This is a genomic window from Parafrankia irregularis (assembly GCF_001536285.1).
GTDB classification, from domain to species: Bacteria; Actinomycetota; Actinomycetes; order Frankiales; family Frankiaceae; genus Parafrankia; species Parafrankia irregularis.
Genome location: NZ_FAOZ01000063.1, coordinates 1 through 12843, shown reverse-complemented (window position 1 = coordinate 12843; position 12843 = coordinate 1). Strand labels below are relative to the sequence as shown.

Sequence of the window (12843 nt, the reverse complement as noted above, 5' to 3'; positions counted from 1 at the left end):
CGCGATGGCCGCGATCAGGCAGAAGAACTCCTACTACGGGGCGTTCTACCGGCGGATCGCCACCCGCCGGGGGAAGCAGCGGGCCCTGGTCGCTGTCATGCACAAGCTCACCGTCGCGATCTGGCATGTCCTGCACGACAGGACCGGACACAAGGACCTCGGCGCCGACTACCACACGAGGAAGAACCCGCAACGCGCGATGCGACGCATGATCCGCGAAGCGAACGCCCTCGGCCTCACCATCCGCTTCGACCCCGCCTGACCGGACCCAGCCCACCCAACCCGCCACAACCAGCCGATCAAGCCCCGACCCGCGGCTCACGTCAGTTTTTCGTGTCAGGAGTGAGGATTTTGGCGCCTGCAGCAACCAAAATCCTCACTTCTTGCGGATTGCCAAGTGACTCCGCGCCTTTTTTGTCGCTATTGGCGTGAACTGCGGACGTTGCGCGGCGGCGCGGGTCAGCTGCTTTCCCGCGGATCAGGCGAAGCGGCGGGCTCCCCCGGGCCGCCCGCCGCGCCGGATCCACCGGAGCCGCCGGAGCCACCGGTGCCGCCGGAGCTGGAGGTCCTGGCCGGGCGTGCCGGCCCGCCGGCGCCGTTCTTCCCGCCGGCTCCGTGCTGCGCGCCGGCCCCGTTGTGCGCGCTGGGCACGCTCTCCTGCCGGCGACGGCGCTCCCGCTTGTCCTTACGGGACTTCTCCGCCCGGGAGCCCCCACCGTCCAGGTCGGCGAGCAGGACCCTCAGCTCGGACCGCAGGAAGTCCCGGCTGGCCAGGTCGCCGATGGAGATCCGCATGGCGGCGAGCTCCCGGGCCAGGTAGCCGGTGTCGTCCTGCAGGCGCACCGACGCCTCCCGGTCCTGCGCGAGGTTCGCGCGGTCCCGGTCGTCCTGCCGGTTCTGCGCCAGCAGGATCAGCGGCGCCGCGTATGCGGCCTGCAGGGACAGTGCCAGCGTCAGGAAGATGAACGGGTAGTTGTCGAAGCGCACCGAGGCCGGGGCCACGATGTTGTAGACCACCCACAGCACGATCACCACGGTCTGCACCGCGATGAAGCGGGCGGTGCCCAGGAACCGGGCGATCCGCTCCGCGACGCGACCGAAGGCGTCCGGCTCATAGCTGGGCCGGACCTTCACCCGCCGCGACGCGTGCGGCTGGTCGAGCCGCCCCGCCCGCCTGCGCAGCAGCCCGATCATGTGGCCGCCGGCGCGCTACCCACCTCGCCGCGCCCACCCGGCTCCGGATCACCGGCCGGCGGAACACCCAGTACGCCCGGTGACACCCCGTCCGTCTCGTCCGCCCCGAGCTGGTGCTCGCGCCAGTCCGACGGCAGCAGGTGGTCCAGCACGTCGTCCACGGTCACCACCCCCACCAACCGTCCCGCGTCATCGAGGACGGGCGCCGCGACCAGGTTGTACGAAGCCAGATGGCGTGTCACCTCGGGCAGCGGCGTATCGGGACGCAACGGGGTGATGTCGACGTCGATGACGCCGCCGACCAGGGTGCTGGGCGGCTCCCGCAACAGCCGCTGGAAGTGGGCGAGGCCCAGGTAGCGCCCGGTCGGTGTCTCATAGGGCGGACGGACCACATACACCTGGGCGGCCAGCGCCGGTGACAGCTCGGGGGCGCGCACGCGCGCCAGCGCCTCGGCGACCGTCGCGTTCGGCGCGAGGACCACCGGTTCGCTCGTCATCATGCCGCCCGCGGTGTCGTCCGCGTAGACGAGCAGGCGGCGCACCGGAGCCGCCTCCTCGGGCTCCATCAGGCGCAGCAACCGTTCGGCCTCATCGGTCGGCAGCTCGCCGAGCAGGTCGGCGGCGTCGTCGGGGCCCATCGCCTCCAGCACGTCGGCGGCACGCTCGGCGGCGAGACCGCCCAGCAGCTCCACCTGCTCGTCCTCCGGGAGCTCCTCGAGGACGTCCGCGAGCCGCTCGTCGTCCAGGGCCGCCGCCACCTCGGCCCGCCGCTTGCTCGACAGATGGTGCAGCAGCGACGCGAGGTCCGCGGGGCGCAGCTTCTCGAACGCTGCGAGCAGGTTCGCCGCGCCCTGGCCCTCCTCCGGCAGGGAGAAGCCGGTCACCTCGTCCCAGCTGACCGTGCGGACCTCGCCGCGGCGCCCCCGGCCGACCCGGACCGCGACCTGGTCGAGGATCCAGTCGCCCGTGCGGGTCGGCTCGATGGCGGCGTCGACGACGGTCACCTCGCGCCCCTGGCCGGCTGCGCCGCCCGCGGACCGGTCCGCGGGCGGCGGGAGCAGGGTCACCCGGCGGTCGAGCAGCTCGGCGAGCACGCGGGTCTCGTTCGGGCGCTGCGCGAAGCGACGCCAGCTCAGCCGGGCCGACGACAGCACCACGGCGCCGGACTCGACGCCGGTGACCCGCGAGATCGGCACGAAGATCGGCCGGCGCTGCACCTCGACGGCAAGACCGAGCACCCGCGGGGGCTCATGGCCCAGCCGGAGGGTGACGATCACATCGTGGACCCGGCCCACCTGGTCCCCGTTCGGGTCGAGCACCAGCAGGCCGGCGAGACGTCGGCAGTAGACCCGGGACGGACCCGGCCGGGCGGTCATCGGTGGCCTCTGGCCGGGGGGCTGGCAGGGACAGACGCAGCGGTCACGGGCGGAGGCTACCCGCGTGTCGGGGCGTGGCAACCCGCGGGCCGCGAGACCACGCGCAACACACCACTGGTCGCCTCACCCGTTCGGCGTTCGGTAACCGCCGAACACCAGGCGCTACCGACCGCTCGGCGGCGCCGACCGCTCAGCGGGCCCGGCGCCGCTCAGAGGTACTGGCGCCGCTCAGAGGTACTGGCGCGCCGGGCCGACCATGGCGCGGACAGTTCGCCCGTCATGGAACTCGCCGATCGCCGTCATCGCCCAGGTGGGCGCGCCCTGCTCCCGCTGCAGCCGGCACATCACCAGACCGGTCGCCGGTTTCGACTCCGAAAGGTCGAAGCGGACCAGCTCCTGACCTGTCTGATCGTCGATCAGCCGGCAGAACGCGTTACGGATGTCGGTGAACGACTGCCCCTGGAAGCTGTTCACCGTGAAGATCAGCGTGATCACGTTGGGCGGCAGGGCCGCGAGGTCGACCATGATGGTCTCGTCGTCGCCCTCGCCCTGACCGGTCAGGTTGTCCCCCGAATGGCGGACCGCGCCACGGGCGCCCTTCTTCGACATGAACCAGACCTTGTCCACGTCCTTGCCGCGATCATCGAACAGGATGCACGAGGCGTCGAGGTCGATGGACTTGCCGAACTGGGCGGGATCCCAGCCGAGCCCCATCCGGACCCGGACCAGCGGGGGCGCACCGGTCTTGACCAGCGACACGCTCTGCCCCTTGCGCAGCGAGACGCGCCCCTTGTCGAGGTTGATCTTCCCCGCGCCGCCGGCGGCGGCGGCACCGGCGGCCGGGGCCGGCCCGCCCTGCGGCGGGCCCCACTGCTGACCCCCCGCGGGTGGCGACGGCGGACCCCACTGCTGGCCCGGCGGCGGAGGCGGCGGGCCCCACTGCTGGCCGGGCGGGGGACCCCACTGCTGGCCCCCGGGGGGCGGCGGAGGCGGACCCCACTGCTGGCCCGGCGGCGGGCCCCACGACTGACCGGGTGGCGGCTGCTGACCGGGTGGCGGCCCAGGCGGCGGGCCCCACGGCGCTCCCCCCGGCGACGACGGCACGACCTGGGTCGGGGCGTCCCACTGCGACGGACCCGCGGGCGGCGCGGGAGGTGCCGGCGGCGGAGGAGGCGGAGGCGGCGTCTGTGACGCGGCGGGCGCCGCGGAACCGGTGTTGCCGGTTCCCGGGTCGTCGACCGTGATGCCGAAGTCGGTGGCGATCCCGGCCAGCCCGGAGGCGTACCCCTGCCCGACCGCGCGGACCTTCCAGGCACCGGAACGGCGGTAAAGCTCGACGAGCACCAGCGCCGTCTCGGTGCTCAGCCCGGCCGGGTCGAAGCGCACGATCTCCTGGCCGCCCCGGTCCCGGACCACGACCGTCAGACCGCGGACGGCGGCGAACGTCTGCGGCCCTGATCCGTCCAGGCTGCCCGTGACGACCACCTTGTCGATGTCGGCCGGCACGGCGGTGAGCGTGAACTCCAGCGCGGACGGCGGTGCGAGGCGGACCCCGGGACCGGCCGGCTGGTTGAAGAAGACGAAGTCCGCGTCGCCGCGCACCTTGCCGGACGCCGTGAGCAGCAGCGCGGCGATGTCCAGCGGGGTGGACGACGAGATCTCGACCCGCAGGTCCGTCGCCGGCAGCGCGGCGTTCGCACCCTTGCCGAGCACCTGTGCCATCTGACTCTCCGATCCGCCGTCACACCAGGCCCGCCGTGGAAACGAACAGGTGCGGCGTCGTGATCCTACGATCGACCGCTATGAGCGCAACCGACGATCCGATGCATGACAACCTCGCCGGGGCGGGGCAGCCGCTCGGCGGTGACGACGTCCTGCGGCGGGTCGAAGGCCACCTGACCGGATGGTTCGGCCCGGACAGCGGCCGGGCCAGCCTCACCTTTCTCGGCACGGATCCCATCGAGGTCCTTCGGTTCGGCCCGGACTCCGACGGCGTCGTCCGCTACGTGACGCTGGGGATGTCGCGGGAGCCCATGACGCCCGCGGACGCGACTGTGCGGGACCCCGCCGGCCCGCGGGCCGAGCTCGTTCTCTCGCTGCGCGGACGCCGGGACAGCGCCGCCCGCGCCCTGGCGGTTCTCGCGTCCGTCCCGGTGGTGGAGGGCCGGCCCGTCGTCGCCGGCAGCGGGCTCGATCTGGGCGAGCCGCTGTGGGAGGGCGGGCGGTTCACCGCGGTCCTGGTCGGCGAGCCGGGCGGGTTGGTTCCCGACGTCGAGCTCGGGCGTGGCGGCCCGGCTGGCGGCGACGGTGAGCAGTCTGAGGCAGCCGGCGGACCCGCGCCGGTGCGTTTTCTCCCGCTGCTGCCGATGACCGCCAACGAGGCGGCGTACAAGCGTGTGCACGGCGCCACCGCGATGCGCCAGCGCTGGCTGGACGCCGGTACCGACCTGCGCGACCCCGACCGCGGCGAGGTGGACCTGAGCTGACCGTCCCGCCGCCCGAGGCTCAGAGCTCGACGCCGGCCAGGACCATCACCCGTTCGACCGTCAGATCGGCCATCGCGGCGCCGACGCCCTCCCGCCCCAGGCCCGAGCCCTTCACGCCACCGTAGGGCATCTGGTCGGCGCGGTAGGACGGCACGTCACCGATGATCACGCCGCCGACCTCCAGCGCGCGGTGGGCCCGGAAGGCCGTCCCGAGATCGCGGGTGAACACGCCGGCCTGCAGGCCGTAGGAGCTGTCGTTGACGCGGGCCAGGCCATCGTCCAGGCCGTCGACGGGCTCGAGCACCAGCACCGGCCCGAACACCTCCTCGCTGGCCACCGTCGCGTCGCGCGGCACACCGGTCAGCACGGTCGGCGCGAAGGCCGTGCCCTCCGACCCGCCGCCGCAGAGCACGGTCGCACCGCGGGCCACCGCCTCCCGCACCCAGGCCCCCACCCGCGCCGCGGCGGCGCCGTCGATCAGCGGCCCGACATCGGTCGCCGGGTCGGTGGGGTCCCCTCCGCGCAGCTCGAGGACGGCGGCGACGATCTCCTCCCGGGCCCGGCCGTAGAGCGTCCGGTCGACGAACACCCGCTGCACGGCGATACACGACTGGCCGGCCTGGTAGTTCGAGAACAGCGCGATCCGCCGCGCGGCATGGCGCAGGTCCGCCGGGTCGGAGTAGTCCGCGGCGACCAGCACCGCCGCGTTCCCGCCGAGCTCGAGGACGACGTGCTTGCGCGGGACGGCGTCCCGGATCGACCAGCCGACCCGGGCCGACCCGGTGAAGGACACGACCGGCAGCCGCCGGTCGGCCACCAGGGCGGGCATCTGGTCGTCGGTGACGGGCAGGACCGACCAGGCGCCCTCGGGCAGGTCGGTGCCGGCGAGCAGCTCGCCGAGCAGCAGCGCGGACAGCGGAGTGCGCGGCGCGGGCTTGACGATGATCGGCGCGCCGGCGGCGATCGCCGGCGCCACCTTGTGCGCGACGAGGTGCAGCGGAAAGCTGAACGGCGCGATCCCCAGCACCGGGCCGATGGGGAAGCGCCGGGTCAGCGCGATACGTCCCTCACCGGTCGGATCGGTGTCGAGCCGGTCCACCTCGCCGGCGAACCGCCGGGCCTCCTCCGCACCCCAGCGGAAGGTCGACGAGGCCCGCGCGACCTCCGCCCGCGCCCAGGTGATCGGCTTGCCGGACTCGCTGGTGATCAGGTTGGCGATCTCGTCGCCGCGCCGCGCGATCTCACGGGAGATGCTGGTCAGCGCGCCCGCGCGTACATGGGCGGGCAGGGCGGCGCAGGCTCGGGCGGCGGCTGCCGCGGCGGCCAGCGCGTCCTCGATGTCGGGGGTCTCCGGCCGGGCGACGGTCGCGACGAGCCGCCCGTCGTAGGGGCTGCGGACCTCGAACGTCGCGGTGGAGCGACGGCGACGCCCGGCGACCCAGAAGCCGGTGACCGACAGGCCCCCGCCGCCACCACCGCCACGGCTGCTGCCACCACCGGCACCGCCAGCTCCGCCGCCGCGGCCCCGTCCGGCGCGCCGCGAGCCTGGCCCGATGGCGGACGGGCCGACGATCCACGGCCCGCGCACGGCGTCACGGGCCCCGTCACCGGGCCCGGGACGCCCCGGATACCCGGAACCGCCGTCCTCGATCACACCGACCACCATCTCCTCGCCGAAACGCACAGGCGTCTCGCGTCGGCCGCCACGGATTTCCCACCCGTCGAAATCCACAGGACAACAAGTAACCACGACGGAACTATCACGACTCATCCGGTCCCCGGAACGGGCCACGCAGGCTCTCCAGCACCGCGACGCACACCCCCGAAGCGGGGGGCACTTACACTCGGCGTCCGTTCGCCTGCAGTGTGCAATCTACGGGTTGCGGACAGTGCCGTTGATCGGAGGAGCCCCTGCACGGAACCGACAGCGCCTCCCGGCCCCCCCGACAGCGCCGGCGCCCGCGCCGGCTCCCCGCCGAGGCCCACCGCCGCGGGCTGGTCCTGCTCGGCGAAGGGCTGGACCTGCTCGGCGAAGGGCTGGACCTGCTCGGCGAAGGGCTGGACCTGCTCGACACGGTCTTCTCCGACATCGCCGAGGAGTCAGAACCCTCCTGAGCGGGCATCAAACGTCCACCAGCCGCGCAGGGAGGCGGAGGATGCCTGTGGACCCCGATCTGACGGACAGCACCACCGGTCACCGCATGACCGGATCGCGCCGGAGCCCCCGGTGACCGCCCCGCCGGTCTGCCCGGCCTGCCTAGGCCCGCTCGACCCGCCGGACGTCTGGAGTGACCGGTGGCGCTGCGGCCGGCACGGTGACGTCGAACCGTTCCACGAAGCCCAGTCCTCCCGCGAGGCGCTGCTCCGCTCGCTGGGGCGGACCAGCCAGGTGCCGGTGTGGCTGCCCTCGCCGATGCCGGTGCACTGGTTCGCGAGCGGTGTCGGCTGGGCCGGCGACGACCGCTCCGGCGCCCACGCGACCGCGCTCTCGACGAGTGGGCCGTCGCCGGTGGGTGGGCCCGCCGAGATGGTTCTGGTGGCCGAGGCCCCCCGGATCGGGCTGGGTGCGCGCCTCGCCGGCCTGTCGGGATCCGACCCGGCGCGCCTGGACGCGGCGCCCGAGGCGAAGGTGGAGGCCGCGGGGCATCCGACGGCGCTCTGGCCGGTCACGACGCCACCCGACCGCGCGGCCTTCGTCGGTGAGGCGCTCGGAGTCTGGCTGTGGTGCGTCCTGTGGCCGGCCGACGCGGCGCTGCTGCTGCTCGAACAGCTGGTCATCGAGGACATGCGCGACGACGCGACCCTCGTCGACCACCTGCTCTTCGGCGCCCCGGGCTCGCACCTCTCGTCGCTGTAGCGCCGAAACGGTTCCACCACGCCTTTTGGTATGCATTTCGGACGTCTCCGCGGCACCGCTCGCGGGAACGCTCCGCGGATGTTCTTCCACCGCGCAGTGGAACGGCCCGACAGAACGTCCGTGCGCGTTAGACTCCCTCCCGCCCACTCGTTCGCCGAGTCAGAGCCGGGAGCTGGAGTGACTCTTCTACGCGAACCATCCGGCCCTGCCACCGAGCATCCGCGGGATCAGCACGTCCGGCAGCGCGTCAACATTCTCGGGTACCTCCGCACCACCTCGCACAAGGACATCGCCGTCATGTACGCGGTGGCGTCCTTCGCGTTCTTCGTCATCGGCGGGATCCTGGCGATGATGATGCGGGCCGAGCTGGCCCGGCCCGGCCTGCAGTACTTCTCGAACGAGCAGTACAACCAGCTCTTCACGATGCACGGCACGCTGATGCTGCTGATGTTCGCGACGCCGCTGGCCTTCGCGTTCGCGAACTTCCTCATCCCGCTGCAGATCGGCTCGCCGGACGTCGCCTTCCCCCGGCTCAACGCGATGTCCTTCTGGTTCTTCCTGTTCGGGTCGCTCACCGTGCTGGCCGGCTTCCTCACCCCGGACGGCGCGGCCGCCTTTGGCTGGTTCGCCTACGCCCCGCTGAACAGCATCTCGTACAGCCCCGGCATCGGGGCGGACCTGTGGATCCTGGGCCTCACGGTCTCCGGGCTGGGCACGATCCTCGGCGGCGTCAACATGGCCACGACGATCATGGTGTTGCGAGCACCGGGCATGACGATGTTCCGCCTGCCGATCTTCTGCTGGACCTTCCTGGTCACCTCGATCCTGGTGCTGGTGGCCTTCCCGGTGCTCGCCGGCGCCCTGCTCGCCCTGGCGGCGGACCGGCGCTTCGGTGCCCACGTCTACGACGCCCAGAACGGCGGGGCGATCCTGTGGCAGCACCTGTTCTGGTTCTTCGGGCATCCCGAGGTCTACATCATCGCCCTGCCGTTCTTCGGCATCATCAGCGAGATCATCCCGGTCTTCTCCCGAAAGCCCATCTTCGGCTACAAGGGCCTGATCTTCGCCACGATCGCCATCGGCGTCCTGTCCGTCGTGGTCTGGGCACACCACATGTTCGTCACCGGCGCGGTGCTGCTGCCGTTCTTCGCCATCATGTCCTTCCTCATCGCCGTTCCGACCGGAATCAAGTTCTTCAACTGGATCGGGACGATGTGGCGCGGAAACCTGAGCTTCGAGACTCCCATGCTGTTCTGCATCGGATTTCTCGTGACGTTCCTGCTCGGCGGCCTGACCGGCGTCCTGCTCGCCAGCCCGCCCATCGACTTCCACGTCAGCGACAGCTACTTCGTGGTCGCCCACTTCCACTACGTCGTGTTCGGAACAGTCGTCTTCGCCGCTTTCGCCGGCACGTACTTCTGGTTCCCGAAGGTCACCGGCCGGCTGATGGACGACCGACTCGGGAAGATCCATTTCTGGACGGTCTTCTTCGGCTTCCACCTGACCTTCCTCGTGCAGCACTACCTGGGGATGCAGGGGATGCCGCGGCGGTTCGCCGACTACGGGCCGAACGACGGGTTCACCGACTGGAACACCCTGTCGACCGCGGGCAGCTTCCTGCTCGGCGTCTCGACGCTGCCGTTCATGTACAACGTGTGGCACTCGTACCGGCGCGGCCGGCTCGCGATCGTCGACGACCCCTGGGGGTACGGCAACTCGCTGGAATGGGCCACCTCATGCCCGCCGCCCCGGCACAACTTCCACAAGCTGCCGCGCATCCGCTCGGAACGCCCGGCCTTCGACCTGCACTACCCGGAGGTCGCCGGCGCGGCCGACTATCACGCCACCCCCGAGCTGCGCTGACCTCGCCGAACGCCGGCCCTCAGGAACGCGGCGGTACCAGCAGGCGCAGCGCCCCCGGCCGGATGACGATCTCGGCCGGGAGGTCCGCGACCGGGTCACCGTCCGCGTAGACCTGGAAGGGCCGGTCGGCCTGCACCACCAGCCGCTGGGCGCGGCGGACCTGGACGTAGGGCACCTCGACGTGGCGCCCGGAGAAGATCCGGGGGAACAGCCGCAGGAAGGTGAGCCGCCCCGCCTTCGCGATCAGCACGATCTCCAGTTGGCCGTCGGCGATGTCCGCGGCCGGCGCGAACTTCATCCCGCCGCCGTAGTAGGGGCCGTTGGCCGCGCCGACCGTCCAGCCGACGTGCTCGAACGGCGCGCCGCCGTCGACGGAGACGGTGAACCGGGCCGGCTTCCAGGCCAGCAGTGCCCGCAGCACCGCGTAGGTGTAGACACTCTGGCCGGACAGCCGGGTCGTCCGGTTCGCGATCACCTGGACGTCGGAGTCGAACCCGAGGCTGGCGATACCCACGAAGGGCACACCGTTCGCCTCGGGCAGGTCGACCCGGCGCTCCACAGCGGCGGCGAGCGCGGCGGCGGCGACCGCCGGATCCCGCGGGATACCCAGCCCACGCGCGAAGTCGTTACCCCGCCCACCGGGCAGGATGGCGAGCACACCCCCCGCCCGGGCCACCGCACCAGCCACCCGGCCGACCAGCCCGTCCCCGCCGAGCGCCGCTGTCACCCGACCGTCGGCCACCGCCGCGGCAGCCAGTTCATCGGCATGCTCGAGGCTCTTCGTGGTCTCGACCGTGACGTCATCGGCCCAGCGCGCCAGCGCCGCCCGGACGTCACCGAGCACCTTGGCCGCCCGGCCGCCGCCCGCCTTCGGGTTGACCACCACGGTCAGCCTGCGCCGGTCAACCGCGGCATCCACCACCTCGGGAACGCCCTCCACGCCGGCCATCCACCCTCCCCGCACCGCCACTGCCCCGATCACGGCAAAGCCTACGGCCAACCCCGCCGGGACAGCGGTCGGTCCCCCGTCAGGCGGGGCTACGCCCTGGTGGCACCGGGCTTGCCGGCTTCGACGACCCAGGTCTGGTCGGTGGACGTCGGGGCGGTGCGCTTCTCGATGGTCTCGACGACCCGCATGTCCGAGCGCCACTCGTCGTTCGTCACCGTGACCCGGGTGTAGCCCCGCCGGTCCCCGCGGAAGTAGCGCACATGGGGGTTGAGGCGGGCGTTGTTCTCCTTGACGAAGTCCTCGCTGACCAGGAAGAACCCCGAGCTGATGGAGGTGCACACGAACTCGGTCGCGATGACCGGGGTCTCCGGCCGGTCGAAGTCGACCCGCAGGTCGTTCACCCACGCGCAGTGGATGTCCCCGGAGAGCACCACCGGATTCGCCGCCTTGCTGTCGCGCACCGCCGAGAGGATCCGCGTCCGGTACGGCAGGTAGCCGTCGGCCTGGTCCAGGTTGGTCAGCGTCTCGCTGCCGTTCAGCTGGCCGTGCAGCTGCGCCATCATCGTCTGCTGGGCGATGACGTTCCACCGTGACCGCGACGCCCGCAGGCCGTCGACGAGCCACTTCTCCTGCTCCGCACCGGTCATGGTGCCGGCCGCGTTGTCCCGGCCCAGGCTGACGGCGCCGATGCCGTCGGCGGGCGAGCCGGGCTGCGGCGTCCGGTACTGGCGGGTGTCCAGCACGTTGAGGGTCAGCAGGTCGCCGAAACTCAGGCGGCGGTAGATGCGCAGGTCCGGCGAGCCCGGGTCGAGCTCGGCCCGGATCGGCATGTGCTCGTAGTACGCCTGGTAAGCCGCCGCCCGCTGCTTGGCGAAGGTGGCCTGGTCCTGGTGCTTGTCGCCGGTGTCGCCACTCTCGTCCACGAGGCCCGCGTAGTTGTTCTCGGTCTCGTGGTCGTCCCAGGTGACCACCCAGGGCGCGGCCAGGTGGGCGGCCTGCAGCGCCGGGTCGGACTTGTACTGCCCGTACCGGTTGCGGTAATCCGCCAGGGTCTGGAGCTGGTCGATCCCGGGCTTCTCCGGGGTGGTGTGGCGGCGGTCCGCGTAGTCACTGTCCGGGTCGTACTCGTAGATGTAGTCCCCCACGTGGAGGACGAAGTCCGGGTGGTCGGCGGCGATCGCGTCGAAGGCCGGCCAGTACCCGTTCTGGAAGTCCTGGCAGCTGGCCAGCGCGAAGGCGAGCTGGCCACCCGCGGACCCGGCGGCCGCGGCGGTGCGCGTCCGCCCGACCGGGCTGAGGACATCCCCCGCGCGGAACCGGTAGAAGTAGTCACGCCCGGGCTCCAGGCCCCGCGCGTCGACATGCACCGAATGGGCGAAGGACGCGGTGGCGAGCTGGGTGCCGCCGCGCACCACGTCGGCGAACTTCTCGTCGCGGGCGATCTGCCAGTCGACCTCGATGTCGCGCAGGGGCATGCCCCCGCCCGAGGTCGGTTCCGGCGCGAGCCGCGTCCAGAGGATCACCCCGTCGGGCAGCGGATCGCCGCTGGCCACGCCGAGAGAGAAGACCCCGTCGCGGATCCCGGGGATGGGTGTGGCCGCACGCATCGTCGGCGTCGCCGATCGCGCCGAACCGGACCCACCACCGCATCCACCCACGGTGGCGGCGATCAGAGCGCCGAAACCACCTGCCAGCACAGCCCGCCGGCCCGGCCGTGCGCCCGCGAAGGAACCCCTGTCACCCGCCACGGCCCGATGACACCACAGTGGGGTGAACGGGGAGGGACTGTTCGCCAACCGCCTCGCCAAGTCTCCGGCCGTCCTCGCCCAGGGCAACCCGACCCGGCAGCCCGCTGCACAGCGCCAGCAATTCGTCCCAAAAAAGACAAATGGGAACGCAGAGTCACTCGGTAGTCGACAAGAAGTGAGGATTTCGGTTGTTTGAGCAGCCGAAATCCTCACTTCTGACACGAAAAACTGACGTGAGCCGCGGGTCGGGGCTTGATCGGCTGGTTGTGGCGGGTTGGGTGGGCTGGGTCCGGTCAGGCGGGGTCGAAGCGGATGGTGAGGCCGAGGGCGTTCGCTTCGCGGATCATGCGTCGCATCGCGCGTTGCGGGT

10 protein-coding genes and 1 pseudogene are annotated in these 12843 nt (G+C 72.0%); 5 read left to right on the top strand and 6 right to left on the bottom strand.

The genetic code is table 11. The features are described 5' to 3' along the window. Positions 1–262, top strand: a pseudogene (locus tag AWX74_RS40585) (IS110 family transposase); the annotation flags it as partial. A 197-nt stretch (positions 263–459) separates the two neighbouring features. Here AWX74_RS40585 and AWX74_RS38360 read toward each other — a convergent pair. From AWX74_RS38360 to AWX74_RS38350, 3 genes are all read right to left on the bottom strand, one after another. Next, positions 460–1194, bottom strand: a complete 735-nt coding sequence (locus tag AWX74_RS38360; RefSeq protein ID WP_091287311.1) for a DUF1003 domain-containing protein — start codon at positions 1192–1194, stop codon at positions 460–462. After that, a complete protein-coding gene (locus AWX74_RS38355) occupies positions 1191–2570 on the bottom strand; it encodes a magnesium transporter MgtE N-terminal domain-containing protein (RefSeq protein ID WP_091287308.1) in 1380 nt (459 codons plus the stop codon). Before AWX74_RS38355 ends, AWX74_RS38360 begins: the two co-directional genes overlap by 4 nt. A 228-nt stretch (positions 2571–2798) precedes the next feature. Continuing rightward, positions 2799–4292: a TerD family protein gene (locus tag AWX74_RS38350; protein ID WP_091287305.1), complete on the bottom strand. Its 1494-nt coding sequence runs from the start codon at positions 4290–4292 to the stop codon at positions 2799–2801. Between the two features lie 80 nt (positions 4293–4372). Here AWX74_RS38350 and AWX74_RS38345 point away from each other — a divergent pair, with 80 nt between their 5' ends. Next, positions 4373–5056 carry a suppressor of fused domain protein gene (locus AWX74_RS38345; RefSeq protein ID WP_091287302.1) on the top strand — a complete coding sequence of 228 codons (684 nt, stop codon included), beginning with the start codon at positions 4373–4375 and terminating at the stop codon, positions 5054–5056. 19 nt (positions 5057–5075) lie between these two features. Here AWX74_RS38345 and AWX74_RS38340 read toward each other — a convergent pair whose 3' ends face one another. Next, positions 5076–6722 (bottom strand): aldehyde dehydrogenase family protein, encoded by a 1647-nt coding sequence (locus AWX74_RS38340; RefSeq protein ID WP_226932792.1) that lies wholly within the window; start codon positions 6720–6722, stop codon positions 5076–5078. A 561-nt stretch (positions 6723–7283) separates the two neighbouring features. Here AWX74_RS38340 and AWX74_RS38335 point away from each other — a divergent pair. Both AWX74_RS38335 and ctaD read left to right on the top strand, forming a co-directional pair. Next, positions 7284–7913, top strand: coding sequence for a DUF6758 family protein (locus AWX74_RS38335; protein ID WP_091287300.1), 630 nt, complete (start codon positions 7284–7286; stop codon positions 7911–7913). A 177-nt stretch (positions 7914–8090) separates the two neighbouring features. Beyond that, complete coding sequence (gene ctaD, locus AWX74_RS38330) at positions 8091–9776, top strand: aa3-type cytochrome oxidase subunit I (protein WP_091287296.1); 1686 nt, start codon at positions 8091–8093, stop codon at positions 9774–9776. Between the two features lie 19 nt (positions 9777–9795). Here ctaD and AWX74_RS38325 read toward each other — a convergent pair whose 3' ends face one another. Together AWX74_RS38325 and AWX74_RS38320 are read right to left on the bottom strand one after the other, a co-directional pair. Then, entirely contained in the window at positions 9796–10725 is a 930-nt protein-coding gene (locus AWX74_RS38325; protein WP_091287293.1) for a diacylglycerol/lipid kinase family protein, read from the bottom strand. Between the two features lie 89 nt (positions 10726–10814). Then, complete coding sequence (locus AWX74_RS38320; RefSeq protein ID WP_091287289.1) at positions 10815–12473, bottom strand: alkaline phosphatase D family protein; 1659 nt, start codon at positions 12471–12473, stop codon at positions 10815–10817. A gap of 188 nt (positions 12474–12661) precedes the next feature. Here AWX74_RS38320 and AWX74_RS41045 point away from each other — a divergent pair. Further along, the coding region (locus AWX74_RS41045; RefSeq protein ID WP_207550511.1) for a hypothetical protein at positions 12662–12843 on the top strand (182 nt) is incomplete at its 3' end.

Excerpts from the sequence above, each read along its gene's own strand:
- AWX74_RS38360 (WP_091287311.1), bottom strand. The coding sequence starts at position 1,194 with ATGATCGGGCTGCTGCGCAGGCGGGCGGGGCGGCTCGACCAGCCGCAC.
- AWX74_RS38345 (WP_091287302.1), top strand. The coding sequence starts at position 4,373 with ATGAGCGCAACCGACGATCCGATGCATGACAACCTCGCCGGGGCGGGG.
- AWX74_RS38350 (WP_091287305.1), bottom strand. The coding sequence starts at position 4,292 with ATGGCACAGGTGCTCGGCAAGGGTGCGAACGCCGCGCTGCCGGCGACG.
- AWX74_RS38355 (WP_091287308.1), bottom strand. The coding sequence starts at position 2,570 with ATGACCGCCCGGCCGGGTCCGTCCCGGGTCTACTGCCGACGTCTCGCC.
- AWX74_RS38340 (WP_226932792.1), bottom strand. The coding sequence starts at position 6,722 with ATGGTGGTCGGTGTGATCGAGGACGGCGGTTCCGGGTATCCGGGGCGT.
- AWX74_RS38325 (WP_091287293.1), bottom strand. The coding sequence starts at position 10,725 with ATGGCCGGCGTGGAGGGCGTTCCCGAGGTGGTGGATGCCGCGGTTGAC.